We start from the raw sequence: 23,258 nt of genomic DNA on the forward strand, positions 1-23,258 counted from the left end.
AGGCCTGTTTCATTTTTGAATCTCCGTTGGAGAGTGGAGAATCAATACTTTTTGGGAGATAGAAATGGAACCTTGTGCAGACTGCCAAGAGATCAGCACCAAGATGAATGACACACCGCCCCACGGAGGCTTGGTCAAAGTTGATTCCAGGCCGTGGGGGCGGATCAGCGGTGGTATGTCGACTGGGGCATTGACGACATATCAATGCAAGACATGCGGGTCAATATTGACCTGTGATGGCGATAAGAAAGATCGCCATGCAGGATGGGAGTTCACGAAGGCAGGCTGAGATCAGCCGGCCTTTTGCTCGGCCATTTTTGATATCGCTGCGTCAATGGACGCTCGTGCATTTGGATAGACGCCGGCCTGTGTGGACTCATCCTCAGTGAAGAAGAGCCAGCAACCGGTTTGAGATTTCGCGTCTGGCTTCGAGAGGTCCATCTTTCCGCCCTGCTGGACGATGGCCTTGTTCTCAATGAGGAAGTCCAGGCGGGCCGATTCGACGGTCAGGGCAGAGACGCGGACCCGCTTCTCTTCGACAGATCCAGCGGTGAGCTTCGTCTTCCCGGATGCCTTGGCCTTCTTGAGCTGCTCGCCCAGTACCTGGCCTGCGCCGTCGCCGTGTTGGCGCTGGGCCTTGATGGCCACTGCAGCCGCCACCTCGCCGGTCTGGACCATCTGCTGAACATCCGAATTCGCATCACCCAGGTCCAGCAGTTGGCGCACCCGCTCGTGTGACCGATTCAGGCGCTTTGCGATCTGGTCAACTGTCCAGCCGAAGGCCCGCAGGCGCTTCATGACCTCCGCCTGTTGCAGGGGGGAAAGCACCCGGCCCTCGGTTGAGGTGAACAGGCGAACGGTCCGATCAATGTCGTTGCCTTTGAATTGCCTGACATCGACCCAGACGAATCCGTCATCAGGATTCTTGACCTCTTCGATGCCGCGCTGCTCGGCATAGATGTAGGCCATTCGCCGGGCATGGCCGTCCACGACATAGACGCCACCCTCTGCACGGTCCCGGACCTCAAGCGCCGGCAACTCGCCGCCGTTCGTGAGGAATGTGACCATGCCCTCCACGCGGGCCTCGAATTCCTCCGGGGCCTCGGGCAGGTTGAATCCCTCTTCGACGTGGATCTGATCCAGCCGGAGGCGATAGGCATCCAGGCGCTGCAGCACCTTCGCCTGCCTCATTTCTCGAAATGACGACATGTCAGCTCCTTTACTTGGTCTTGGGTTCGATCTTGTTGAAGGGCAGCTTCTTGATGTGCTGGCCGAAGTGGGCACCGATGGACTTGGCGCCGATCAGTTCCTTCCAGGCTTTTTCCTCAACCCCTGGGTAGTGGTAGACCGAACCATTGCCGCGGTTGAATTTCACGGCCAGGGTTTTGCTGGCAGCGTCGTAGCCAACAGACTCGATCTGGCTGGACTTCACCGGGTTGAGGGTGATGTTGGGATGGCTCTTGGACATGGTTTGATTCCTCGATGGACGAAAAAAAGCCCGCACTTGGCGGGCTGGTTGAAGGGGCAGGTTGGGACTACTGCTTGCCAACAGGGCTGGCATTCAGGAATGGAATCGGTGCTCCGGCATAGATGTTGACGGGCAGCTTTCCATCCCACTTTTCGGCTTTCACCTTGTCCACCTCGATGCGGCGCAGTTCCAAGACATCCTTGTTCTGGGCCAAGGCCTTGTTCTGGATCGACAGCGCTTCGGCTTGGGCTTGGGCGATCTTCAGGTTCGCATACGCCTCGCCATCCGCCTTTGCCTTCAGGGCCGTGGCCTCAGCTTCGGCAATCGCAACCTTTGACTTTTGCTCGGCTTCGATGGTGCGCACCTTGTTCTCGGCTGCCAGGCGCAACTGTTCCTGTGTCACCTTCTGGCTGATGGCCTGCATGTAGTCGTTGGAGAACGCGAAGTTGCGCATGTCCACGTTGATCACTTGGGCACCGTACTGGGCCAGCTTGGTGCTCAACCCCGACTGGATGGCCAGGGAGACCTCAGCGCGCTTCGCGATCAGATCGGGGGCGTTGTAGCGTGCGCTCACTGCCTTCACGACTTCCTGGGTTGCCGTCTGCACGTAGGACTGCAGATTGCCGTCGTGGCTGTACTGCTCAAAGACCTCACTTACCTTGTCGGTACGGATGCTGTAGCGCACGGTCAGCGAGATGTGCACCGGCTGGGTGTCGCTGGTGCTGCCCTGGGCATTGTCCACTGGGGCCTCTTCGGCGCGGATGCTGAAAAGCGACAGGCGCTCCCAAGGCATGATCAGGGTGAAGCCCTCGGCCTCAACTCGCTTGATAGCGCCGCCCACCGTGATCACGCCACGGCTGCCGGTGGGAACGCTTGCAATGGGCCAGATTGAGCTGATCACGAATGCAGCGAGCATGCCGCCGACACCGTAGATGATGGTCTGCTTGGGGTTGAAGTTGAGTCCGGGAAATTTTATTTTGCTGAACATTTGGATGCTCCAAAAAGAAAGCCCGCTCGATGGCGGGCAATAGGGGAGGGAGAAGAGGGACCGGTTCAGGCCGCCTTACGGAAGGAGGCTGCAAGCCCGGCAAAGTGAATGGACAGGGCGTTGCAGATCTTGGGGAGATCGCTGTTGCGGTAGAGGAAGGAGCGACGGTCCCGGCCTGCATGCTCAAAGCCCAGCATCTTCAGTTGCTCGGCATTGACGGTGGAGACCTGCAAGAACTCATTGATCTCGCCCAGGTTCATGGCGTTTTCCCGGGTCACTTCTTCTGCGGTGGGTTGCACGGTTTCAGCGTTGGCGGCCGGGGCCTGGTCCTGCATCTGAACTTCCTGGCCCTCCTGCTGGATTTCGGGCTGGGCCTGAATGCGTTCTGGCTCCGAATGACGGATCGGATCAGGGTATGGAGAGACGAATTCGGTCTTTTCAGTTGGCTGGACCTTGGCAGCCTCCAGTCGGTCGGCTTCTGCCTTCTGGGCGGCCTGCAGGGCCCGCAGTTCTTCAGCAGCCTTTTCCAGTTCTGCCTGCTTGGCAGCCAGGGCTTCGGCCACGCGCTCGTTCTCAATGCGCTGCGCTTCCACCAAGGCTGCGGCCTCCTCGCGGGCCTTGGCGCTGGCTGCCAGGGCGCGCATGGTTTCCAGGGTGGCTGACTTCGCTTCTTCAGCAGCCACCTTGAATTCAGCGAATGTGTCATCGACTGTGATGGCATCCACCAAATCGATGCCTTTCTGAATTCGCTCGGAGGTCATTTCGGGCGCTCGGGCACGGACCGCGCAAGCCGTTATCACATCGATCCGGGCCTGAATATCGGCCTTGCGTTTTTCCTCCTTCTCGTCGGCAATCCGCTTCTCTTCGGCCAGCTCGGCCTCACGGGCTTCGATCTGGGGGGTGATCAGCTTGGCAATTTCGGTGTACTCAGCCTCGATCTTGGTCAGTTCTTCACCAACCTCGCTGCTGACTGCGTTGAGCTTGGACTTGACGGCTTTCGACACCTTTCGAGCATCAGCCAGCGGTTCATTGATGAGGCGCTGCCGGAGGCTCTTGGCTTCATCGATCTTTGACTTGGTGCTGAGGTCATGCTGCACACCAGTCAGGGTTTTGCGGGACTCGGCGGCCTTGTCGCGCCACTTCCCGAATTGGTGGAGTGCCACATCAGACAGATTGATCTTCGAGAGATCCAGCGCTGTGGCGACAGCTTCAGCGACCTGGGTAGGAGCTGGCATTTCGATTTCAGGGAATGCGATGGGGTTGTTCATGATGTGGTCCTCAAAATTCGAAGGCGCTGGCCTCAATTGCCTGTGCCTTGGTGGTTGCAGGGGAGGGTGATGGAGAGGCAACTGGAGCGACTGGCATGCCACCGATCTGGTGGGTCTGATCGAACTCAGCGATGACCTCTCTGAGGTAGTCGCGGGCGGCCTTCACGCGCTCGACGATCAATGCCTCTTTCTCTTTGTCGCGCTTGATCACCCAGGAGGTGAGGCGCATGTGCTCGGGGATGTGCGAGACGATGTGCAGGGACATGTCTTCATACCCGATCAGCTCGTCTGGGGTGTCGATCATGGCGTAATCGACTTCCCATTCATCAGCATCCCAGAGCTTCATATAGCCACGGCATTGCCACTCGTACTCTTTGTCGTAGCAGTCGGCTTCAAAGGCCGGAAAGGTTGCCAGGGACCAGGAAGACTTCAGGTCATTGCCGCGGCGGCGCTGCTTGTCGAACAAATCGCACTCACCGGTCAGGAAGCCATCTGTTCGGCGCTCGGTGTTCTTCTCCAGGTTCAGTCCTCTGACTCGGTTGAGCAGGGCGATGCTCTCTGGCTCGACTGTGACCCCCTTGATAAGCTGCTTTGAGGAGATCTCGAAATCGACTCCGAAAATCTCCTGAGCAGCCAGCTTTCTGATGTAGGTCTTGGCCCCAACCGAGAGGATGCCCTCAGACTTGGTGCGCGGCTCGGTCATGATCTTGCCCAGCGATGAGCATCGGATGAGCAGTTCTTTCATGAAACCCTCGCATTGAAAGCGCGCAGGCCTGCAGCATCTCGGGCACCGCTGATTGTTCGACGGGCCTCCTTCAGGCCCTCCCTGAATTTCTCCTGGTCTCCTCGGAGCGAGAGCACATAGTCGATCCATCCTTGAACCAACTCAGACACTGGCGCAGTGGTTCCCGCAAATACCCCGGCTCCGGCCCCGTCATCGTCCTCGATGTCTTCCGTGGACAAGCCGGTAGCTGCTAGCAAGGTGTGCCTCTCCAGATAGGTCTTTGCCGAGACGATGGCCTGAATTGGGTTCTTCCCGCCAGACTGGTCTGGAGGAGACTCCATGCTGGTCGATTCGCTGTGGCCCAGCTTGTGAGTCAAGATGCATTCGACTCGAACAATCCCGCCGGATTGCTGGATGTCCCACTTGTGGCTGATGCCCACCTTAGAAAGAGCCTCAATGATTGGATGCGTCACACTGAAGTGATCGGCATGCCGGTATCGCGTCCGCCCGCCGACCTTGTTTTCGAAGTCGACCAGCTTGTTCTTGGTGATGCGTGGTGGGTTCTTCTTGAACTCCGCCATGGCCTCGACAAATGCTTTCTTTGCCTCACTTGCCCCCCAGCGTTCTTGGAAGGCAAATACCCGTTCAAGCTGGTCAATCGGGAATCCTTTCCCAATTGCATCGAGGGCCATCGCAAACGGGGAATTGATCGGGGCATCATTCGCCGGAGTCAGGGCTTTCGTTGCCTCTGGAATCATCATGAGTTCCTGGGCACTTTCCAGCTCCAGGGGCATTTCTTGAACTGATGCGCGTTTTGGTGCTCGTGCAGCCATTGCGTTCCTCACAGTCTGAATTTGATGTACATCGCTGCGATGCCAGCGATAGTGAAAAGGCCTGCGGTCACCAAGAGGAGAACGCAGGCCGTGAAGAGGTGCCATCTGATTTCGCGCCAGATGCGGCGCTGCCGATGGTTCATGGGCTGACCCCGTTGGCTGCAACTGTGAGGCGATTGCTGGTAGGCCCTTGGCGAGCAACGCAGTGCAGCGTTTCTTCTGGGCCGTTCCAGACGGCCCGCGTATTGGGTCCAGCAGTGCGGATGCATACCGCATCGCCGGCCAATTGAACACGGCGCCCAAAGAGGTACTCACCCTCTACCTGCTTCGCCTTGCGGCCAGCATCCTCCACAGACAGGGCCGTCTGCTGGGCGGCCTCCAACTCAGTCGGGGCGCCTGACTCGCTGGCAGCGAATGCCGCGATGATCAACATGAAGACGCAGGCCATCATGACCTTGGCAAAATTTTCGAGGTTGTTCATACGATTGGCTCATTCAGTGATGCAAGGATGGATTCGGCTCGTGAGTACTCATCAGCCGTGCGCATCGCAGCAATTTCGAAGTTCACTGCTTCTGCGACTTCATCAAGGCCCCGGGTGCTGCGAGGCCGGCTGATGTCACACCCACTCAAATCAACCCGAGTGATGTGGTGCTCGGTGATCTCGATACCAATCTCCGGCGGCTCGAAATGCACGGTCACAGGCCTGGCGACGAAAGGGATATAGACCTGAACCGCATGCTCACCAGGCCCCGGCTTGGGGGCCTCAAATTCGGTCAGTTGCTTTTTCAAAACAGCGTTCTCGGCAATCAACCGCTCGTTCGCTGCCTCCGTCTTGATCAGCCTGGCCGTGAGATCGGCGATCTTGGAATGTGAGGGGTGGTAGAACGGATCGCCGGGGACTTGGTTGATCTCGATGCGCTTTTCCAGCGGCTGGTCAACCTTGATGAGGGGGTCTGTTGCCATGGGGATCTCCAGATGTGAAAAAGCCCGCGATGGGCGGGCCTGGATATTTGGAATTGGGATGGGCGGTCAATCTTCGTATTGCTCGCTGGCTGCGGCTGCCACGTCGTCGTCGTCGATGTCGATTTCGAGGCGGGTACGGCCCACGTACATGGCCATGAGGGTCGTGTCGAATTGGCTGATCACGTCGGGCAGTGATACTGGAGTTACCACTTTGCCATCCATGTGCAGCGCGTACACGGCGCCGTCTTCTGTGACCGCCAGCCGGAAGGAAGCCTTGTATTTCGCGTCGTCACGGTCAAATGCGCTGTAGGTGCTGTAGCTGGAGCTGTGTCCAGGCTTCTCGTCCTTGTCCAGGTAGAGCCAGCCGCCGCCTCCGAACTCAGAGGGTTTCCAGAAGGCATAAAACGCTTCGTGTTTCTCCTTGTGGAATCCGTCTCTCGCGATCTCCATGAACGCGGAGAGTTTGACGACTGCAGGCACCTCGGGCATGACGGCCTTCAGCGCCTGATCGAACGCGGTTCGAATGGTATTGGTGTTGGCTTCGCCCACCAGCTTGGTGATGACGCCGTTCAGCACGTGCTGGAACTTGACCATATCGTCCGCACCCAGGCCGTGGGGCAGTGCTTCGGCCATCTGGGTTTTCAGGGCTTCAGAGAACTTGCTGCGGTAGCCGGTGGCGTCGTTGATCGCCGAGCTGACAGCCGACTGAATGGCCTTGTCGATGATGGGCTGCAGGGCCTCGGGAGAGACTGCCTTTTGGATGGCGGACTGCAGGTCAATTGCGAGATCGATTTGCATGGGTTGCTCCTTGAAAAACAAAAAGGCCCCTTGCGGAGCCACTTTGTTTCTCGCCCTGTTGCCAGGGCAGTCGGTCGTTGCTTGTCTTGGCCTCCCGGAATGCCTCACCGCCGTATTGAGCCCCAGCGGATGGACTTCGCAGTGCAGTGGCGCGTGGATGCCTCCATCCACGGCCCTATCTCGTTCGCGTTGCCTGATCCCATCCGGGGGCAGAGCGCTACTAGCCTTCGCACCGACAACCTTTTGTGAGCCGCTGCTGCCCGCGGCACCCTTGTGTTTACCCAGCCGTGGTGGCTGCAGGAACATGCAGGAGGCCGGTCGATCCCGTCCACCCGAGACAACCTTGTTGGGCTGCCTTGAGTGGAATTCTACAACTGTAGAATTATTGTCGTCAACAAGTGTAGAAATTTTTATCGAGTTGCCATCTGAATGAGCTCGTTCACGAAAGCCCGTCTTGCAGCGGAGGAGGGGCCCGATGGAGGGGATTGAAAGGCGTCAGCCAAGATGGCTGCAATGTCTCTTCGATCTGAGACGGCGCTTCTGCAGAGCTTCACGGCTTCGCTGGCAGCAAAGTCTGCATTGGTGAAATGGATGAATGGCCACAGAGAAAACGGCTCTTCGCGGCTGAAAGTTGGCTGGACAAAGGAACTCACAAAGGCCTCCGTCGGTCTGTATGACTGAGGGCGTTGGATCGATGACCTTCCGCAGATGAAATGAGATGTTGAAGCCTGCCAACTAGCTTGCTGAATTTGGTCACCGATACTCCCTGGTGCGTTGAATGAGCAACTATTCTTACATTTGCTTACAACGTGAGCAGGGTCAAAAAGGGATCAGAAATGGTCCCTATTTTTTGGGCAAATTCATTTTTGAAATGGCAAAATAGAACTGCGAAGATGGTCTTTATCGTCTTCTGATGTGGCGACTTGCTGATCAAAAACTCTAGATCCTTCCAGGCGGTTCCATATCTCATCGTTGAGTGAACGCCTGTTTTCTTGAGATCGCGCAACAAGGTAAGCCTTCAGTTCACTCGGGATCCTGATGCTTGTCGTTGGGAGTTTTCGAGCATTTTTCATTGTGAGGAGGTACCAAAAGTGGTACCTGTTCTCACTGTAATCCAAGGCTATCTCTGGCTGCAACTCATGGCGGCGTGAATCACGGTGACTCACGCCTAGATATCATCTGAGCCATGGCTTCCACAGACCCTCAAATCAAGTTCAGATTGCCTGCGCACATTCTGGAAAAGGTGGATGCATCGGCCCAGGAACTCAACCGAAGTCGAAATGAAGAGTTACGTTCCCTCATTGAGGCCGGCCTGAAGCATCGAGAGATCGCAGAGCTCGGGATGCGGAGGAAAGAGCCACCCCTGACCAGGGATGATGTTCTCAAGATCGTTGACAGTCGCCTCAAAAAGTTAGGTGACCAGGTTTAAAGGCACTAGGTAGGAAAAAGCCCGCACATGGCGGGCTCAAGTTGCCTTGGTTTGGGTGGTCATCCCATGAACTTCTTCCATAGCCATAGCAGGCCACCAACAATGAGTGCGCCCCACACTAGGTTGCTCAGATCGCCGGTACCTCCTGAGCTATCTATCGAGTCAGATCCCATGTTGCCATAGCCCGCAAAAGTGGGCGCTGAGATAGTAGTGACTACAACGGTGCTGATGAGTTTCTTGGGCTTCATGATTTCCTCCTTACCGGCACTTACCGGTCAATGAATCAATCCGGCAAGTCTGACCTGTCCAAGTGTTGGTCATTTGTTGAGGACCTGAAACACGATAGGTTTCTCCTTGATCGTCCGTGCAGACCTCATTGATGCATGAGCGAAGAGTTCGCCACTGTGTTGAAGTGTCTGGCGCTGTCATCGGGGGCGGAATTGGCACGTATGGCTTTGGCTTTGCAGCTTCCTCCATCTTCTCTCGCTGTCGAGCAGTTACCTGGCTCTCGCCGCTGCCACATTTTTGGTCGGCACTTTGAAGCTCCTGCATGTAGGCCTGTTGATTGGCCTTCCTATTGATAGTGAGGCTGGTGCTTGAGGTGGTTGCATTTTTGCGAGCCATCTGGCAATCCCATGACGAGCCTCCGCCGCCATACCCACCGCCAGCTGCTTGCCGGCGCTCATTGGCTTCGATTTCGGATTTCTCTTTCGCAAGACGAGCCATGGCCACTACTGTTTCTCGCTGCTCTGCAGCAAGGCGTCTTGGATCAACGCGATTGAGCACATGTGCCTCATGCTCTCTGGTAGAGCATCGGCGATCAGAAAAGGTGATCGCACCAGTTCTCTCATCGGTGCATTTGTAGACCTGCGCAAACGCGCCAACGCCCGACAAAAGGGCGCACAGCAGAGAAAACTCTCTGATCACGACAATCTCCCTGCGCCCCGGCGATCTTTGCCGCTTGAGGGCCTTAAACCTTGTCGCTTCGCTTGTGTACCACTCTGCCCAAGAGGTGGACGTTGGAGTCCATGATCTTCTTCGGGAAAACTACAGATTGCGAATCGGCAAAGAGCCACCATTCCCCGGCATCTCTGATCGCACGCCGGACCAAAAATTGACCCTCGAAATTGATCCCAAATGCAACTCCTTCGATTGGGCGGTTGGAGCTGGTATCAATTACGACGGTGTCACCCTGGGAAAGCGCAGTAGCCATGGAGTCATCTGGTACGCGAGCAGCGAGCAGTGACTTATGAGTCAGGCCGCGGTCCTTGTACCACTTGCGGCTGAACAGGATGGGGGCATCAGATTCCCCCTGAACCTCAAACTTGAACGATCCATTGCCTGCTTCGAGGACAAATTTGACCTCTGGAACAGCTGGGAACGGGCCTGCCTCATGGCTAGTTGAGATGGCAGCAAGTGCCACCTTCTCATCTTTGCTCGGTGGCGGGAGCGCCTCGTCAAGAAGACGCTCAAGCGAGACCCCAAAGGCCTTCGCGAGCGCGGCTCCATACATCGAGCGCTTGCTATTTCTGTTTTCAAGTGCATTGATGGTCCCGCCATCAACGTGCGACAGATCAGCCAACTCCTCAAGAGTCAGGCCGGCAGCCTCTCGATACCGACGAATTTGTTTCCCTAGTGACATTGGTCGAGGCTAAACAACTGTTGAGTTAGTGACAAATACAGGTGTTGATTTCGCATTTCTACAACTGTAGAATTCGGCCTCATGACACCTATCCAAAAAGCCGTAGCCCTTGCAGGAGGTCCAACCAAACTGGCCTCTGCCTGTGGCGTCACCCCCCAAGCCGTTTGCTTTTGGCGTGATGGGAAGCGCGCCGTCCCCTATGAGCAGGGCGCCACGATTGAAAAGGAAGCTGGTTTCAAGGTCACGCGCCGAGACCTCTTTCCTGAAAAGTGGAAGCAGATCTGGCCCGAGATGGTCCAGGTGGCCCACCAAGGTGGAGCCTGACATGCCGATCCCCATGGATCCCGCATCTCTCACTGGATGCGCCAGACCCACGATGGCCGGCATGTCAGAACCGCCTTCCTGCAGACCACCTCTTGGTCAGCGGGATCCATGGCCCAGGACTGCACCGGTCAATGGCCGGGGCTGGGCCCCAGGCCCTGGCTCTTTCCTCTCTGCCGCGCACCCACTCATCCCAACTCACATCGGTATCGACCTCGCTACCGGTGCTGATTCCCATGTCGTCGCTCTCATCGACGGCAGGGGCGAACTCATCCAGATCATTTGATTGGACCTGACCATGACCAAATACACCGACTCCTGGTGGAACGAGCGAAGCCCTGCTGTTCCAAAAATCCAATTGCCAGTTCCCAGCTTGCTGGAGGGCCTTGAAGCTACCGTTATGTGCGCACGGACCGCTGAATCGGATGCTTTTGGGAAGCTGACAGCTGATCTGGGTGGCGTTCGCATTGATGAGGAGACCCTGGACAAGCTCAAGGAGATCGCTTCCGAGCAGCGGATGACTCCGGCTGAGTTGGTTCGAATCTGCCTGCGGGTTCGGGCCTTTGGTCTTGAGCATGTGGCAAGAGTATCGAATGACCGTCTTGTGCGCGCCGTTACCAATGTCCCTGCAAATGACCGGCAGAACGGGGGGCTTTGAGCATGATCGCCCCTCATAACTTGTCAGTAGAGGCAATAGCCTGCCGAGACGCTTTAGCAGCACATCACGGCGGTGCCGTGAGCAATCCTTATCCGGTAGGCCATGCCGATCACGATATCTGGCAGCAGGCTTTCAACAGCCATGCGCTGGAACTGGCGCATGCCGATCTCGTCGCGGAGGTCGCATGAAGCTGTACTGGCAATCCCCGCTGTTCTTCCGCCGTGGCGGCCTGTTTATCAAGGTTCGCAACACCCGGATCCGCCTCATTCCATGGGGGCCACTGTGAATGCTTTCCAGACCCCACGGCGCCCCAGCGTCATGTCCACCCGAGAGGTGCGCAAGAGCGAGATCTGCACGCGCATCCATCTGGCCCACCCCGACTATCTGGCTCACCGGAATCGTGGAAATTTCTCAATCGATCCAACTCCACAGGCCACGGTCGACAAGCGCCGTGCCCTGGTGAAAGGGGGCATCTGATGACCGTGCTCAACGCATTCCAATCTGTGCGCCCAAAAGGTGTCAGTACAGGTTCAATCCCCCTGAGACCAAACGGCCTCGGCCGGCCTGTTGATCAACTGACCCTCGATGGGCGGCTCATCAAGACGTGGCCTACGCTGATGACTGCTGCACGGGAAATTTCTCCAGCATCACCGCGGTCCTACCTGGGGGGGATCAGCAACTGCGTGCGCGGGGTTTCGCTGACTGCCCACGGATTCAAGTGGCGGTATTCGCTGGGAAAGGTCGATCAATGATCTTTCACGTCATTTCCCTTTCGGGCGGCAAAGATAGTCTTGCCACCCTGCTGATAGCGCTTGAGCGTTGCCCGCGCGAGTCGATCCGCGTGATCTTCTGCGACACCGGCAATGAGCACCAGGCTACCTACGACTATCTGGCCTACCTGGAGCAGGCCCTGGGCATCGAGGTCGTCCGGCTGAAGGCCGATTTCACCGAGCAGTTGAAGGCCAAGCGGATGTTCATCGCCCGTGACATGCGCACAGGCCGGGACAAGTCGGGCCGCAAGCTGCGCTGGAGCAACAAGGCCAAGCGCCGCGCCCTGGCAGTGATGCACCCCACTGGCAATCCCTTCCTCGATCTGTGCATGTGGAAGGGCCGTTTCCCCTCCCGCAAGGCCCAGTTCTGCACGGAGGAGCTGAAGCGAAACATGGCCGTCGGCTATCAACTTGAGCTGATGGAGGCCGGCCACCGGGTCATTTCTTGGCAGGGGGTGCGACGCGACGAGTCTGAGAACCGGCGCAAAGCCAAGCTGTTTGAGCGGGTCGGTGGCGGCCTGTGGATCTTCAGGCCCATCGTGGCCTGGACTGCCGCCCAGGTTTTTGAGTTTGCTCGCGCCCGTGGCGTCCAGCCCAATCCGCTGTACCTGCAGGGCATGAGCCGTGTGGGTTGCATGCCATGCATCAACTGCAACAAGGCCGAGCTGCGCCAGATCTCGGCCCGCTTCCCGGAGCACCCAGAGCGTATCGCGGAATGGGAACGCATCGTGGGCGCATGTTCGAAGAAGGGCTTCAGCACCTTCATGACTGATGCACACGCGGCCCAGGACCGGCGCGAGATCTTCGCCGACCTGAACATCTGGGCCCGCATTGAATGGTCCAAGACCAGCCGCGGCGGCAAGCAATTCAATCTGCTGGATGAGGTGGAGAACGCCGAGGCCGGCTGCAGTTCGTCCTATGGGCTGTGTGACCAAGGGGAGCCAGCCTGATGGCCGATGCACGTATTTCGACGGGCCTGCCAGCGCATCCCAAGACCAAGAAGCTGATTCGCCGTTTGGGTGAGAGAGCTGCGTGGTATCTGGTGCGCCTGTTTTTATGGGCCGCCGAGAACAAACCTGACGGGAATCTTTCCGGCATGGCTGACTTTGACATCGAGCTTGCTATTGATTGGCCAGATGACAGCGTGAGCTTCATTGGCGAATTGGTAGCTGTCAAATTCATTGACGGTGAGGAAGGTAGCCGTTCAATCCACGATTGGACGGTCCACAACCCGTGGGCTGCAGGCAGTGAGGCCAGATCGGAAAAGTCGCGATTCGCGGCACTTTGCAAGCAGTACGGTCGAGCCGAAGCGAGCCGGCAGATGCCAGAGTACGCCGCAAGGCTGGCTGGTTCATCAAAACCACAAGCCCCAGGCATGCCAGCATCGAGCCCCGGCGACAGGGTAGACGTGCCAAAAGATGCCAGTGGCAAGCCGGTAGCAGTGCCAGATAGTGCCAGTGGCACGCCCATAGCTGAACTTGGCAGTGCCCCGTCTCCGTCTCCGTCTCCGTTACCGATACCGTCTCCGATACCGTATCCGTCTCCTGCCCCAAGTGGCAAGGAATGCGCGCCCGCGCCTGCGCCCGAGACGCTGACCCCTGGGGCTGCCTGCAAGGCCATGCGCATTGCTGGCCTTCCCGACGTGAACCCGAGCCACCCAACGCTCAAAGCATTGATCGAAGCGGGCATCACGCTTGACGAGTTGATTGATGCAGCACGCAAGGCCGCTGAGGACCGAAAGCCCTTTGCCTATGCCCTTGCGGTGGCGGAGGGGCGTCGCCGTGAGGCCGCCGAAATGGCGCCCTTGCCAAGTGCTCCCCCTCCGCGCCCCAAGTCCGCCCGCCAGGCTCATCGTGAGACCTGGGCCGAAGCATTCAACAAACCCAATCCTCAAGGAGCAAGCCATGGAGCAGGTGATGACCGCACTATCGACGCCCAAACCCGCGTTGTCGGCTGAGTTCGCGCCGGTCCCGCAGGGGGCGATCCGCGAACTGATTCGGGCGCTGAACGCCCAGCTCGGCACCAAGTTGGCGGACATGTTCGAAGGAGTAGCACCGGCAGATGTAGAGATCGAATGGTCCGCGCAGCTCGCTGGATTCCGATCTGAGGAAATTGAGCGCGGCCTGGCCGTGGTCTCGGAGCGCCGTTTCCCGCCAACCCTGGGCGAGTTCAAGAACTTCTGTCGGCCTGCGCTTGATCCTGAGTACGCCTGGTACGAGGCCGCTGCAGGGATGCGTGCCCGAGCTGCTGGCAAGCGTGGTGTCTGGAGTCATCCAGCCGTCTACCGGGCTGCCAAGAACTTCGACTACGAACTGCGCCGTCGCTCCTTCGGTGATTGCCGCACCCGCTGGTCAATGGAGCTGCGCCGGCAATTCGCGGCCGGATGGGGCGAGCCGGTCCCAGATCCAGTCCTGGCAATCGAAAACCAACCAATCAAGGGCGGAGCACCGTCCCCGCAGGTCAGAGCCCATATCGCCCGAATTCTGGGCAAGAAGGAAGAAGCATGAACACCGGCGTCCAAACCCCGACCGTCCGCCAAATTTGTGAAGGCCTGGTGCAGGCGCAGGACCAACTGCACCTCTATGCGATCCCAGCGCACCGCGCATCTGGTGCTGAGGCTGATCACCTCAAGGCCTCTTGCCAGTTCTGGACCGACATCAAGGGCCACCTGCAGGAACGCCTGGCGACTGCAGGCGCCGCCAATGATTTCGCCCTGGGGGTCATGTGACATGCCTCACCTGCAAGAACTGGTCGCCAAAGGAGTCGCCACCAATGGCCAGACAGGGGTTTGCGCGCTGCGCCTTGGGCCTCCCCTGGCGCTACCTTTCAGCCGAATCGGGCTGCCGGAAGCAGGCACCACTTCCAGCCGAGCAGGAAGCTGCCCGCGTTCGGTGGGCCGAAGAGTTGTCCAAAAAACCCAAGAGCAATGGGGGCTGATCAAGTGAGCATCCTGACCATTTCTCTCCCCTGGCCAAACCCGGCCCTGAGCCCCAATCGAAAGAACGGAGCTCATTGGGGAACCGTGCATTCGATCAAGAACAGAGCCAAGGCCGATGCCCACTATCTGACCATGGCTGCCGTTGCGAAACAGGGCTGTCCCGAGCTTCCCCCGCAGATCCCGCTGACCCTGATCTTTCACACGCCAGACCGACTGCGCCGAGATGCCGACAATCTTCTGGCTGCCTCAAAGCCGCTGCTGGACGGCATGGCCGGCGCCCTGGGCGTGGATGACAGCCGTTTTGAGCCCATCGTGATCCGCCGGGTGGCAGGCAAAAAGCCGGGCGCGCTGGTGGTGGAGGTGGGCCATGTCTGAAGACAAATTCGACCCTACAGCGGCCATTGAGTACCTGCTGCAAACCGCAAAGCGTCATGCCAAGGCCAAGGCCGAGCGCATCTATCTGGAGCAGTTCAGGAAGTCCAAAAAAGCCATCCTGATGAACGAATGCCAGGAGAAGACAGCCGCAGCCAAGGAGCAATTCGCGTATTCCCACCCTGAGTACATCCAGTTGCTGGAGGGGCTGAAGGTGGCCGTGGAGTCGGAGGAAACCATGCGCTGGAAGATGGTTGCAGCCCAGGCCAAGGTGGAAATCTGGCGCACCCAGAGCGCAAACAACCGTGGTCTGGATCGGGCAACAGCATGAAACGCACCCCCATGAAGCGCACCGCCTGGCCGCGCAAGACCTACACCCCGCCACCGGTAGCAGCGCCAGTCCCTGGCCGCCTGGTGAAGATGGCCGCCATCAACGATGAAGGACCAGCCCAGCGGATCGAGAAAGAGGGCCCGATCCAGCACCAGGGCTACATGCGCCTTGTGCGCCTGCTGCCCTGCGCCCACTGCGGAATTGAGGGCTACACCCAGTTCTGCCACACAGACATGGGCAAGGGGATGGGCCTGAAGACCGACAGCCGCTTGGGATGGCCAGGCTGCGGCCCGCATGACGGAAAACCCGGCTGCCACCACCTGCTGGGCACATCGGGGGCGCTGGGCCGAGAAGAGCGCCGCCGCCTGGAAGCCGAATACGCCGCCCGCACGCGCCAAAAGATCAACGATCTGGGCGTTTGGCCCAAGAACCTGCCCCAATGGAGTGAGTTATGAACCTCTTCGCAATGGTCAATCGAGGAATTCGCCTCTCCGGAGGCAATGAAGTGGATCGGCAGATCGAAAAGGCTCGCCAGCAGTGGCTGGAAAAGCTGACGATCGATGAAATCCGTGCGTGGGATCACATCCAAGAGGAGGATCGAGGCGCGCTGACGGGCCTGCTTTCACTGCTGACCCTGGCCGGCATGGCCCATGCCTACGATGCCGGCACCGTGGACACCCCCGAAGTGCGCATCATCCGGGGCGCGATCAGTGCTGCTGAGCAGTGCGGAGCTGCTGGATGCATCATCTCGGCCGATCACGCTCGCGCATTTTCAGCAGCATGTGGTCATGCCCGAACTGCGCTCAAGAAGGCCTCGCCCGGCGCCATCCAGCACGCCGCCCAGTACCTGAACAACCTGGTGAACGCATGAGCTACGCCTGCAAGAACAGGGCGCCTCTCGGTGAAAGGGTCATCGCTGTGCAGGATGGCTGGTTTACCGATGGGGTGACGCGATATCCCAAGATGGTCCCCATGCGGTTTCGCATGAACCCTGCATGCGTCTACTCCACCAGCGACCTGGGCAAAGCCGACAAGGGATGCGATGGGTGCAAGTGGAGACAGGGGTCCGAACCATGAAGTGCTCCCGCTGCAATAGACCTCTCTACTTCGTTACAGCCCAGATCGGCTCTCAGGCATTCGGTCCCAAGTGCGCCGCGCTGATGGGGCTGCTGGCTGCCGTGAAAGGCCTACGCAGATCAGGCCGCAAGTCGCCGGAGTCAAAGCGAAAGCCCAGGAAGGCGCGGGAGACGGACCAACTTGACATGTTTGACCTGCTGCAGGAATCCATACCGCCTGACACGGCCCAGTAGTCCTCATAAGACCCATTTCAAATATTCAAGGAAACCCAGTGGAAACAAGCAAGCAAAACTCAGAAATGACCGCAGACTTTGGCGCCCGCGTCCTCAACTCATCGTCTGTGTTTCAGGCCATCCGTGACCTGTACAACAATGACCAGATCGTGACCCGTGAAGCGGTATGTAGGGCCACGGGCCTCAAGATGTCGGTGGTCGATGACCACATCAGCCGGCTGCTGACCCATGAAAAGGTCATTCGCGTCCGCTCTGGTGTGTACCGCCCAACAGATCCGCACCCACCTGCACGCCCGATCTCGAAGACAGTCCTGCCTAGCGGGATAGTCAAGCTGGAAATTGACGACATCGTGTTGGATCTGACTCCGGCCGAAGCAAGGGCGCTGGGAAGCCTGTTCGCGGGAGACCATATCTCGCTTGGCGCCATCGAGGCGGCCAGAATGACCAACTACCTGGCGAACGAGATCAACGAGCGCCTCAATTACGCCCAGAGGCAAATCCAATCTCTCCAGGACAAGGGAGAGGCGGCAAACGATAAAGCCCGCTGATCCCGCCCGCCTCGATACCCCCCTCCAAGGTTTCTTGAATCTGGAGATGCGCCTGATCCTCCAGGCGCATGAAAGATCCAAAGCCGGGTAAGCCTCCGGCTACCAAACTCCCTCCCGCCCCAAAGAAGGGTTTCCGCAAGCTCCAGAAGCCCAAGGAGACCAGCACCAAAGCCAAGGCCCCCCAAAAGGCCAGGGAAAGCCTGGTGCTGCCCGAAAACGTTCCCCTGACACCGCTGCAAGAGGCATTCGTCCGTGAATACCTGATCGACCTGAATGGAACCCAGGCCGCAATCCGGGCCGGCTACTCCCAGGCGACAGCTCGGCACATCGCAAGCCAGAACTTGGCAAAACTTAACGTGCAGGCAGCGATTGCCGTTGCCCAGCGTGAGCGTTCCCAGCGAACAGAGATCACCGCAGACCGGGTGCTGAAGGAGATCTGGTCCATCGTCATCGCAGATCCGCGTGAGCTGGTGCAGATCAAGGTGGGCTGCTGCCGCTGCTGTTGGGGCGATGGGCATAAGTGGCAGCGCACCCTGTCTGAGTTCAATCATGACCGCGAGGCATTCGCTGAAAAGGGCGGATCCCTGGCCGACTTCGATGTGAAGGGCGGCATTGGTTTCGATCCCCTCAAGCCCCCGCACCCGATGTGCCCGAGCTGCGGAGGTGATGGCCTTTCCCGAACTGTGCTGGCCGATACCCGGCACCTGAGCCCGGCCGCCGCTGCGCTGTATGCAGGCGCCAAGACCGGCAAGCACGGCATCGAGATCTCCATGCACCCGAAGATGACCGCCCTTGAGATGGTGGCCAAGCACATTGGCCTGTACCGCGAGGACAACAGTCAGAAGGCAGACGCGCTGCAGAGCCTGCTGATGGGAATCGCTGGTGGCAATTCATCTGGGTTCCGCCCTGTAGCCGTGGACCCAGAGCACGCGGAGCCCAGCCCATCCACGCCCGACCGCGACGACGAGGACTGATCGTGGCCGAGTTCGTGTCCCTGATCCCACCGGAGGAGATGCCGCGCATCGTGTCAGACGAGCCGCTGCTGCCTATGCCCACGAATGCCGAGGAGCTGGCCCGCTACCTGGCAGACCCGTTCTGGCGCGTTACTTCCGGCTGCCTCTACAAGATCATGATCAAGGGAGACGGGGACGAAGAGGGCGAAGCAATGGTGATGCCATTCCGCCCGAATCGGGCGCAGCGCAGATTCCTCAAGCGGCTATGGAACCGCAATTTGATCCTGAAAGCCCGCCAGTTGGGTTTCACGACTCTCATCGCAATCATGTGGCTCGACCAGGCGCTGTGGAACGCCAACCAGCGTTGCGGGATCATCGCGCAAGACAAGGAGGCCGCCGCCGTCATCTTCCGCGACAAGGTGATCTTCGCCTACGAGAACCTGCCGCCCGAGATCCGCGAGCGCTTTCCCCTGGCCCGCGACTCGGCTACCGAGCTGCTTTGGGCGCACAACAACAGCTCGATCCGGGTGGCCACCTCGATGCGATCCGGGACCATCCACCGGCTGCACATCTCGGAGTTCGGGAAGATTTGCGCCCGCTACCCGCTGAAGGCAGCCGAGGTGATGACGGGCTCCATCCCTGCGGTGCCGACCAATGGCATCTTGGTGATCGAGTCCACGGCCGAGGGACGTGAGGGCGAGTTTTTCGAGATATCGGAGCGATCACAGCGCCTGCATCTCCAGAAGCTGCCACTGTCGCCCAGGGACTACCGTTTCCACTTTTACGCCTGGTGGCAAGAGCCCAAATACCGCCTCCCATCGTCTGGCATCCACATCAGCGATGCCCAACATGACTACTTCGATGCCATCGAGGCGGAAATGGGCTGCCGGATCGACCCGGACCAGCGTGCTTGGTACGTGGCCACCCAAGAGGCCGACTTCAATGGCCGCGAAGAGCGGATGTGGCAGGAATACCCATCCACGCCTTCAGAGGCCTTCCAGGTCTCGACCGACGGCAACTGGTACGCCAAGGACATGACCGCGCTGCGCAAGCGTGGCGGGATCACCAAGGTGCCCATGCTTGACCTGCCAGTCAACACCTTCTGGGACATCGGTGCAAGCGATGGTGTGGCGATCTGGTTTCACCAGGAAGCCCGGGGCGAAGACCGATTCATCGACTACTACGAAGCCCACAACGAGAACCTGCGCCACTACGTCGCAGAGATGCAGAAGAAGGGCTACGTGTTCGGAAAACACTTCCTTCCACACGATGCCGACCACCGCCGACTGGGCGACTACAACCGCACGACCCGCGAAATGCTGGCTGACCTCATGCCGGGCCAAAACCTGATCGTCGTGCCCCGCATCACCGAGCTGGTAACGGGCATCAATACCACCCGCAAGCACCTCAAGGGGGCCTATTTCGATGCTGAAGGCACGAAGGAGGGCATCACCCGCCTTGACGGCTACCGCAAGCGATTCAGCCGCGCCGACAACCGATTCACGAGCGAGCCAGACAAGGCCAATGGCTGCAGCGAAGGCGCTGATGCCCTGCGGCAGTGGGCCCAGGCCAAAGAAATCGGCCTCCTGGAATACGTCCCGACAGGCCAATCGGCCACCAAGCAACCACCACCACCCGCGCCTGACTGGCGCATGTGAGGACCACCATGAACCCCTACCACATTGACGACGATGAAGACAAAGCCGAGGGCCTGACAGGTGAAGCCCTTGAAGGCCAGCAGGAAGAGGCCGAAGAAATGGAGCTGCGCGAGCTGCAGGAGATCGTCTACGAGATCGAACAGCAGCCGGCCTGGCGAGCCAATGCCGACAAGGAGATGGACTACGTGGACGGCAACCAGCTCGATTCTGAGCTCCTGCGCCGTCAGCAGGCTCTGGGCATCCCTCCCGCGGTCGAAAACATCATCGGGCCCATCGCGCAATCTGTGATGGGCATGGAGGCGAAGACCCGGCGCGACTGGCGCATCAGCCCAGATGGCACAGACGGGCAGGGCGATGAAGTGGCCGAAGCCTTGAATTTCAAGCTGAACCAAGCCGAGCGCCACAGCAAGGCTGATCGGGCCTGCAGCGAGGCCTTCCGCCCTCAATACTGTGTCGGCGCCGGCTTTGTGGAAGTTGCGAGAGAGCGCGACCCGACGAAGTTCAAGTACCGGGCTACGGCTGTGCCGCGCAATGAGTGCTGGTGGGACATGATGACCAGCAAGGAGCCGGATCTTTCGGATGCGCGCTGGTTCGTGCGCCAGAAATGGCTGCACAAACGCCGCGTGATCCAGTCGTTCCCCCAGCACAAAGAGCTGATCAACGCCTGCGCCAATGGATCTGGCTATCTGGACATCCTCATGGATGGATCGGCCAGCACGGGCCTGAACAATGCCTGGGCCACGGCCCGGGGAAGCAGCATCGAAGAGCAGTTCTGGCTCGACAAGGCCAACGGCATGGTGCGCCTGCTGGAGGTCTGGTATCGGCGCTGGGTTCAGGTGCCCGTCATCATGTCCGCCGACGGGCGCGTGGTCGAATTCGACGAGGCCAATCCTGCCCACATGTACGCGGCAGCCACAGGCACGGCAAAAATCACCATTGCCCCGATGACGCGAGTGCGCCGGTCCTACTGGCTGGGCCCGCACAAGCTGAGCGATGAGCCCAGCCCGTACCCCCACAAGTGGTTCCCCTATGCGCCGTTCTGGGGTTGGAAGGAAGACCGCACAGGGGTGCCGTATGGTGCTGTGCGCGGGATGATCTTCCCCCAGGACAACCTCAATTCCAGCATCTCCAAGCTGCGCTGGGGCATGTCGTCGGTGCGCACCGAGCGCACAAAGGGCGCCGTCGATATGACCGACGAGCAGTTCCGCCAGCAGATCGCACGGGTTGATGCAGATGTGGTGCTCAACGCCGCCCACATGGCGCAGCCTGGCGCCCGCTTCGAGGTCAAGCGGGACTTCCAGCTCAACGAGCAGCAGTACCGCCTCATGGATGACAGCCGCAACAGCATCATGCGGACGGGCGGCATCACGAACGGTTTCATGGGCCAGAACGGGTCTGCAACGAGCGGGCTGCAGGAGCAGACCCAGGTTGAGCAGTCCACCCAGGCCCTGGCCGACATCATGGACAACTTCGAGGCCGGCCGAACGCTGGTCGGCGAAATGCTCCTGGCCATGATCATCGAAGACATGGGGTCTTCTCATGAGGTGATCCACATCCCGGAGACACCAATCAAGCCCGCGAAGACCATCGCCCTCAACGTGCCAAGCGTGGATCCAGACACTGAGATCCCGTATCTCAGCAACGATGTGCAGCGCACCCGCCTGAAGGTGGCATTGGAGGATGTCCCGACATCCAGCAGCTTCCGGGCCCAGCAGCTCAGCGCACTGTCCGAGGCAGTCAAGAGCCTGCCCCCGAATATCCAGACGGCTGCGCTCCCGTTCCTGGTCGAGCTCATGGATGTGCCCCACAAGAAGGACATCATCCAGGCCCTGCGCGTGGCTGCGGACCAAGGCGGGCCGGAAGAGGTGCAGCGCCAGATCGATCAGGCCGTGGCGGATGCCCTGGCGAAGTCCAACCACGATCTCAAAGCCCGCGAGCTCGAGCTCAGGGCCGAGAAGCAGACCGCCGAGATCCGCGAAATCATCGCCCGCACAGTGCAAACAGGCGTGCAAGCCGCATTCAGCGCAATGCAGGCCGGCGCCCAGGTGGCCACCATGCCCCAGATCGCGCCCATCGCGGATGCGGTCATGCAGTCGGCTGGCTACCAGCCACCAAACCCTGGCGGGGCCGATCCCAACTTCCCAACGCCTGCCAATGGCGTGCCAGTGGCACCTACTGGCACTGCCCATAGCACTGCCAGTGGCGTGCCAATGGCAAGCGTCAGGCAGAACACCAGCCCCGAATTTCCCCCCGTGCCCCAGAAGGGGCCTTCACCCCAGACCGGTATCGAAACCCCGACACCGGCTGACAACCTCGCAGGAGTTTCCCAATGAGCAAAGTCATCACCCCAACCGTTGGCCGCAAGGTCCATTTCTGGCCTCAAGGCAATTCCTTCCAAAAGCTCAACGCGGCTGGTGTCCTTGAATCCTTCACTCCAAGTGATCTGAATCTTCACGTGGCTGCTGAGAAGGCCCAGCCCATGGATGCAACCGTGGTCTATGTCTGGAATGACCGCATGGTCAACCTCCTGGTGCGTGATCACTACGGCAACTTCTTTCCAGTCACAAGCGCCACTCTGGTGCAAGAAGGGGATTTGCCTCCCGACAGTGCCTTCTGTGAATGGATGCCCTTCCAGAAGAACCAAGCTGCCAAGGCTGATGCACCCGTGGCTCCGGTGGTGGTCATCTCCAGCGAACAGCGCTTCTGCCTGGAGCAGCAGCTGGTGTTCGGTGCTGCCGGCATGCTGGCCAATGCCCCGCATGCGGCTGCCGATATCGCTCGCGGCATCAAGAACTTCCTGGACACCCTGCACCCGATTTCGGCTGATCGCCTTCTGGCGCTGCCCGTGGTCGATCAGTCGGCGCCGAAGGCCCGCACCACTGACCAGAACATCGAAGCCGAGATCCAGGCCAAGGGCGCCGATGTGGCGCCGCGCATCACGCCGGATGACGTTGAGTCCAACATCGTCAGCGAGTATTACTTCACGGCCGAAGACGCTGTGAAGCACCAGCATCTTGTGGCCTACCAGGCATCGCTGTCGCTTCTGACCTTCTGCGTCCTGGTGCTGCGCAACGGTTTCACCGTCACTGGCGAATCGGCCTGCGCAAGCCCCGAGAACTTCAACGCAGAGATCGGCCAGCGCATCGCCCGCGATAACGCCAAGGCCAAGATCTGGTCCCTCATGGGCTATGAGCTGCGCACCAAGCTGACTCAAAACACCTGACCCGAGCCCCCCTCCACGGGTTCTTGATTTCGGCACGACGGTGCAAAGTCTGGGCTCAAGCAG

General features: G+C 59.3%; 30 protein-coding genes. 17 read left to right on the forward strand and 13 right to left on the reverse strand.

Going from position 1 to position 23,258, the window contains the following annotated elements; translation table 11 throughout:
• Positions 1-291 precede the first annotated feature (291 nt).
• The 10 genes from AC07PT_RS16045 to AC07PT_RS16090 all read right to left on the reverse strand — a co-directional run bounded on the left by AC07PT_RS16045 (position 292) and on the right by AC07PT_RS16090 (position 8,115).
• On the reverse strand, positions 292-1,209 hold the full coding sequence (locus AC07PT_RS16045; RefSeq protein WP_494657296.1) for a ParB/RepB/Spo0J family partition protein: 918 nt from the start codon (positions 1,207-1,209) through the stop codon (positions 292-294).
• A gap of 10 nt (positions 1,210-1,219) precedes the next feature.
• Complete coding sequence (locus AC07PT_RS16050; protein ID WP_494657297.1) at positions 1,220-1,468, reverse strand: KTSC domain-containing protein; 249 nt, start codon at positions 1,466-1,468, stop codon at positions 1,220-1,222.
• A 67-nt stretch (positions 1,469-1,535) separates the two neighbouring features.
• Positions 1,536-2,456, reverse strand: a complete 921-nt coding sequence (locus AC07PT_RS16055) for a prohibitin family protein (RefSeq protein WP_494657299.1) — start codon at positions 2,454-2,456, stop codon at positions 1,536-1,538.
• A gap of 65 nt (positions 2,457-2,521) precedes the next feature.
• Complete coding sequence (locus AC07PT_RS16060; RefSeq protein ID WP_494657300.1) at positions 2,522-3,724, reverse strand: hypothetical protein; 1,203 nt, start codon at positions 3,722-3,724, stop codon at positions 2,522-2,524.
• 10 nt (positions 3,725-3,734) lie between these two features.
• Positions 3,735-4,469, reverse strand: a complete 735-nt coding sequence (locus tag AC07PT_RS16065) for a hypothetical protein (protein WP_494657301.1) — start codon at positions 4,467-4,469, stop codon at positions 3,735-3,737.
• Complete coding sequence (locus tag AC07PT_RS16070) at positions 4,466-5,281, reverse strand: ERF family protein (protein ID WP_494657302.1); 816 nt, start codon at positions 5,279-5,281, stop codon at positions 4,466-4,468. Before AC07PT_RS16070 ends, AC07PT_RS16065 begins: the two co-directional genes overlap by 4 nt.
• Before the next feature lie 139 nt (positions 5,282-5,420).
• Positions 5,421-5,762 carry a hypothetical protein gene (locus tag AC07PT_RS16075; RefSeq protein ID WP_494657303.1) on the reverse strand — a complete coding sequence of 114 codons (342 nt, stop codon included), beginning with the start codon at positions 5,760-5,762 and terminating at the stop codon, positions 5,421-5,423.
• A complete protein-coding gene (locus AC07PT_RS16080; RefSeq protein WP_494657304.1) occupies positions 5,759-6,244 on the reverse strand; it encodes a hypothetical protein in 486 nt (161 codons plus the stop codon). Before AC07PT_RS16080 ends, AC07PT_RS16075 begins: the two co-directional genes overlap by 4 nt.
• A 66-nt stretch (positions 6,245-6,310) precedes the next feature.
• Entirely contained in the window at positions 6,311-7,042 is a 732-nt protein-coding gene (locus AC07PT_RS16085; RefSeq protein ID WP_494657305.1) for a hypothetical protein, read from the reverse strand.
• Between the two features lie 860 nt (positions 7,043-7,902).
• Entirely contained in the window at positions 7,903-8,115 is a 213-nt protein-coding gene (locus tag AC07PT_RS16090; protein ID WP_494657436.1) for an Arc family DNA-binding protein, read from the reverse strand.
• Between the two features lie 113 nt (positions 8,116-8,228).
• Between AC07PT_RS16090 and AC07PT_RS16095 the strand changes: the two genes are divergently transcribed.
• Positions 8,229-8,471, forward strand: coding sequence for an Arc family DNA-binding protein (locus tag AC07PT_RS16095; protein ID WP_494657306.1), 243 nt, complete (start codon positions 8,229-8,231; stop codon positions 8,469-8,471).
• Between the two features lie 59 nt (positions 8,472-8,530).
• Here the strand turns inward: AC07PT_RS16095 and AC07PT_RS16100 are convergent, their stop codons facing one another.
• Genes AC07PT_RS16100 through AC07PT_RS16110 form a run of 3 tightly spaced genes read right to left on the reverse strand, consistent with a single transcriptional unit; the run spans position 8,531 to position 10,113 of the window.
• Complete coding sequence (locus AC07PT_RS16100; RefSeq protein ID WP_494657307.1) at positions 8,531-8,719, reverse strand: hypothetical protein; 189 nt, start codon at positions 8,717-8,719, stop codon at positions 8,531-8,533.
• A gap of 10 nt (positions 8,720-8,729) precedes the next feature.
• Positions 8,730-9,398, reverse strand: coding sequence for a DUF4124 domain-containing protein (locus AC07PT_RS16105; RefSeq protein WP_494657308.1), 669 nt, complete (start codon positions 9,396-9,398; stop codon positions 8,730-8,732).
• Positions 9,399-9,441: 43 nt separating this feature from the next.
• Positions 9,442-10,113 carry a S24 family peptidase gene (locus AC07PT_RS16110; protein ID WP_494657309.1) on the reverse strand — a complete coding sequence of 224 codons (672 nt, stop codon included), beginning with the start codon at positions 10,111-10,113 and terminating at the stop codon, positions 9,442-9,444.
• 81 nt (positions 10,114-10,194) lie between these two features.
• On the opposite strand from AC07PT_RS16110, the gene AC07PT_RS16115 reads away from it, so the two are divergent.
• The 16 genes from AC07PT_RS16115 to AC07PT_RS16190 all read left to right on the forward strand — a co-directional run bounded on the left by AC07PT_RS16115 (position 10,195) and on the right by AC07PT_RS16190 (position 23,195).
• A complete protein-coding gene (locus tag AC07PT_RS16115; RefSeq protein ID WP_494657310.1) occupies positions 10,195-10,437 on the forward strand; it encodes a transcriptional regulator in 243 nt (80 codons plus the stop codon).
• A 295-nt stretch (positions 10,438-10,732) separates the two neighbouring features.
• Positions 10,733-11,092, forward strand: coding sequence for a SurA N-terminal domain-containing protein (locus AC07PT_RS16120; RefSeq protein ID WP_494657311.1), 360 nt, complete (start codon positions 10,733-10,735; stop codon positions 11,090-11,092).
• 318 nt (positions 11,093-11,410) lie between these two features.
• Complete coding sequence (locus tag AC07PT_RS16125) at positions 11,411-11,569, forward strand: hypothetical protein (RefSeq protein ID WP_494657312.1); 159 nt, start codon at positions 11,411-11,413, stop codon at positions 11,567-11,569.
• Between the two features lie 271 nt (positions 11,570-11,840).
• The gene (locus AC07PT_RS16130) at positions 11,841-12,812 is read left to right on the forward strand and encodes a phosphoadenosine phosphosulfate reductase domain-containing protein (RefSeq protein WP_494657313.1); all 972 of its coding nucleotides are present in this window, start codon (positions 11,841-11,843) and stop codon (positions 12,810-12,812) included.
• Entirely contained in the window at positions 12,812-13,819 is a 1,008-nt protein-coding gene (locus AC07PT_RS16135; RefSeq protein WP_494657314.1) for a hypothetical protein, read from the forward strand. Before AC07PT_RS16130 ends, AC07PT_RS16135 begins: the two co-directional genes overlap by 1 nt.
• Positions 13,767-14,369, forward strand: coding sequence for a hypothetical protein (locus tag AC07PT_RS16140; RefSeq protein ID WP_494657315.1), 603 nt, complete (start codon positions 13,767-13,769; stop codon positions 14,367-14,369). The genes AC07PT_RS16135 and AC07PT_RS16140 overlap by 53 nt, the downstream gene beginning before the upstream one ends.
• Positions 14,366-14,590, forward strand: a complete 225-nt coding sequence (locus AC07PT_RS16145) for a hypothetical protein (protein WP_494657316.1) — start codon at positions 14,366-14,368, stop codon at positions 14,588-14,590. Before AC07PT_RS16140 ends, AC07PT_RS16145 begins: the two co-directional genes overlap by 4 nt.
• Before the next feature lie 294 nt (positions 14,591-14,884).
• The gene (locus AC07PT_RS16150; protein WP_494657317.1) at positions 14,885-15,175 is read left to right on the forward strand and encodes a RusA family crossover junction endodeoxyribonuclease; all 291 of its coding nucleotides are present in this window, start codon (positions 14,885-14,887) and stop codon (positions 15,173-15,175) included.
• Entirely contained in the window at positions 15,168-15,503 is a 336-nt protein-coding gene (locus AC07PT_RS16155) for a hypothetical protein (RefSeq protein WP_494657318.1), read from the forward strand. The genes AC07PT_RS16150 and AC07PT_RS16155 overlap by 8 nt, the downstream gene beginning before the upstream one ends.
• The gene (locus AC07PT_RS16160) at positions 15,500-15,958 is read left to right on the forward strand and encodes a hypothetical protein (protein ID WP_494657319.1); all 459 of its coding nucleotides are present in this window, start codon (positions 15,500-15,502) and stop codon (positions 15,956-15,958) included. The genes AC07PT_RS16155 and AC07PT_RS16160 overlap by 4 nt, the downstream gene beginning before the upstream one ends.
• On the forward strand, positions 15,955-16,374 hold the full coding sequence (locus AC07PT_RS16165) for a hypothetical protein (protein ID WP_494657320.1): 420 nt from the start codon (positions 15,955-15,957) through the stop codon (positions 16,372-16,374). Before AC07PT_RS16160 ends, AC07PT_RS16165 begins: the two co-directional genes overlap by 4 nt.
• Positions 16,375-16,878: 504 nt before the next feature.
• Positions 16,879-17,361: a hypothetical protein gene (locus AC07PT_RS16170; RefSeq protein ID WP_494657321.1), complete on the forward strand. Its 483-nt coding sequence runs from the start codon at positions 16,879-16,881 to the stop codon at positions 17,359-17,361.
• A 68-nt stretch (positions 17,362-17,429) separates the two neighbouring features.
• On the forward strand, positions 17,430-18,335 hold the full coding sequence (locus tag AC07PT_RS16175) for a terminase small subunit (protein WP_494657323.1): 906 nt from the start codon (positions 17,430-17,432) through the stop codon (positions 18,333-18,335).
• A 2-nt stretch (positions 18,336-18,337) separates the two neighbouring features.
• Complete coding sequence (locus AC07PT_RS16180; protein ID WP_494657324.1) at positions 18,338-19,972, forward strand: terminase; 1,635 nt, start codon at positions 18,338-18,340, stop codon at positions 19,970-19,972.
• A gap of 8 nt (positions 19,973-19,980) precedes the next feature.
• Complete coding sequence (locus AC07PT_RS16185) at positions 19,981-22,305, forward strand: portal protein (RefSeq protein WP_494657325.1); 2,325 nt, start codon at positions 19,981-19,983, stop codon at positions 22,303-22,305.
• Positions 22,302-23,195, forward strand: a complete 894-nt coding sequence (locus AC07PT_RS16190; RefSeq protein WP_494657326.1) for a Gp49 family protein — start codon at positions 22,302-22,304, stop codon at positions 23,193-23,195. The genes AC07PT_RS16185 and AC07PT_RS16190 overlap by 4 nt, the downstream gene beginning before the upstream one ends.
• Positions 23,196-23,258 lie beyond the last annotated feature (63 nt).

It is taken from the genome of Curvibacter sp. GW821-FHT09D12, from assembly GCF_059416245.1.

Coding starts and splice junctions, on each gene's coding strand:
- AC07PT_RS16045 (WP_494657296.1), bottom strand. CDS start 1,209: ATGTCGTCATTTCGAGAAATGAGGCAGGCGAAGGTGCTGCAGCGCCTG.
- AC07PT_RS16050 (WP_494657297.1), bottom strand. CDS start 1,468: ATGTCCAAGAGCCATCCCAACATCACCCTCAACCCGGTGAAGTCCAGC.
- AC07PT_RS16055 (WP_494657299.1), bottom strand. CDS start 2,456: ATGTTCAGCAAAATAAAATTTCCCGGACTCAACTTCAACCCCAAGCAG.
- AC07PT_RS16060 (WP_494657300.1), bottom strand. CDS start 3,724: ATGAACAACCCCATCGCATTCCCTGAAATCGAAATGCCAGCTCCTACC.
- AC07PT_RS16065 (WP_494657301.1), bottom strand. CDS start 4,469: ATGAAAGAACTGCTCATCCGATGCTCATCGCTGGGCAAGATCATGACC.
- AC07PT_RS16070 (WP_494657302.1), bottom strand. CDS start 5,281: ATGGCTGCACGAGCACCAAAACGCGCATCAGTTCAAGAAATGCCCCTG.
- AC07PT_RS16075 (WP_494657303.1), bottom strand. CDS start 5,762: ATGAACAACCTCGAAAATTTTGCCAAGGTCATGATGGCCTGCGTCTTC.
- AC07PT_RS16080 (WP_494657304.1), bottom strand. CDS start 6,244: ATGGCAACAGACCCCCTCATCAAGGTTGACCAGCCGCTGGAAAAGCGC.
- AC07PT_RS16085 (WP_494657305.1), bottom strand. CDS start 7,042: ATGCAAATCGATCTCGCAATTGACCTGCAGTCCGCCATCCAAAAGGCA.
- AC07PT_RS16090 (WP_494657436.1), bottom strand. CDS start 8,115: ATGAAAAATGCTCGAAAACTCCCAACGACAAGCATCAGGATCCCGAGT.
- AC07PT_RS16095 (WP_494657306.1), top strand. CDS start 8,229: ATGGCTTCCACAGACCCTCAAATCAAGTTCAGATTGCCTGCGCACATT.
- AC07PT_RS16100 (WP_494657307.1), bottom strand. CDS start 8,719: ATGAAGCCCAAGAAACTCATCAGCACCGTTGTAGTCACTACTATCTCA.
- AC07PT_RS16110 (WP_494657309.1), bottom strand. CDS start 10,113: ATGTCACTAGGGAAACAAATTCGTCGGTATCGAGAGGCTGCCGGCCTG.
- AC07PT_RS16115 (WP_494657310.1), top strand. CDS start 10,195: ATGACACCTATCCAAAAAGCCGTAGCCCTTGCAGGAGGTCCAACCAAA.
- AC07PT_RS16120 (WP_494657311.1), top strand. CDS start 10,733: ATGACCAAATACACCGACTCCTGGTGGAACGAGCGAAGCCCTGCTGTT.
- AC07PT_RS16125 (WP_494657312.1), top strand. CDS start 11,411: ATGTCCACCCGAGAGGTGCGCAAGAGCGAGATCTGCACGCGCATCCAT.
- AC07PT_RS16130 (WP_494657313.1), top strand. CDS start 11,841: ATGATCTTTCACGTCATTTCCCTTTCGGGCGGCAAAGATAGTCTTGCC.
- AC07PT_RS16135 (WP_494657314.1), top strand. CDS start 12,812: ATGGCCGATGCACGTATTTCGACGGGCCTGCCAGCGCATCCCAAGACC.
- AC07PT_RS16140 (WP_494657315.1), top strand. CDS start 13,767: ATGGAGCAGGTGATGACCGCACTATCGACGCCCAAACCCGCGTTGTCG.
- AC07PT_RS16145 (WP_494657316.1), top strand. CDS start 14,366: ATGAACACCGGCGTCCAAACCCCGACCGTCCGCCAAATTTGTGAAGGC.
- AC07PT_RS16155 (WP_494657318.1), top strand. CDS start 15,168: ATGTCTGAAGACAAATTCGACCCTACAGCGGCCATTGAGTACCTGCTG.
- AC07PT_RS16160 (WP_494657319.1), top strand. CDS start 15,500: ATGAAACGCACCCCCATGAAGCGCACCGCCTGGCCGCGCAAGACCTAC.
- AC07PT_RS16165 (WP_494657320.1), top strand. CDS start 15,955: ATGAACCTCTTCGCAATGGTCAATCGAGGAATTCGCCTCTCCGGAGGC.
- AC07PT_RS16170 (WP_494657321.1), top strand. CDS start 16,879: ATGACCGCAGACTTTGGCGCCCGCGTCCTCAACTCATCGTCTGTGTTT.
- AC07PT_RS16175 (WP_494657323.1), top strand. CDS start 17,430: ATGAAAGATCCAAAGCCGGGTAAGCCTCCGGCTACCAAACTCCCTCCC.
- AC07PT_RS16185 (WP_494657325.1), top strand. CDS start 19,981: ATGAACCCCTACCACATTGACGACGATGAAGACAAAGCCGAGGGCCTG.
- AC07PT_RS16190 (WP_494657326.1), top strand. CDS start 22,302: ATGAGCAAAGTCATCACCCCAACCGTTGGCCGCAAGGTCCATTTCTGG.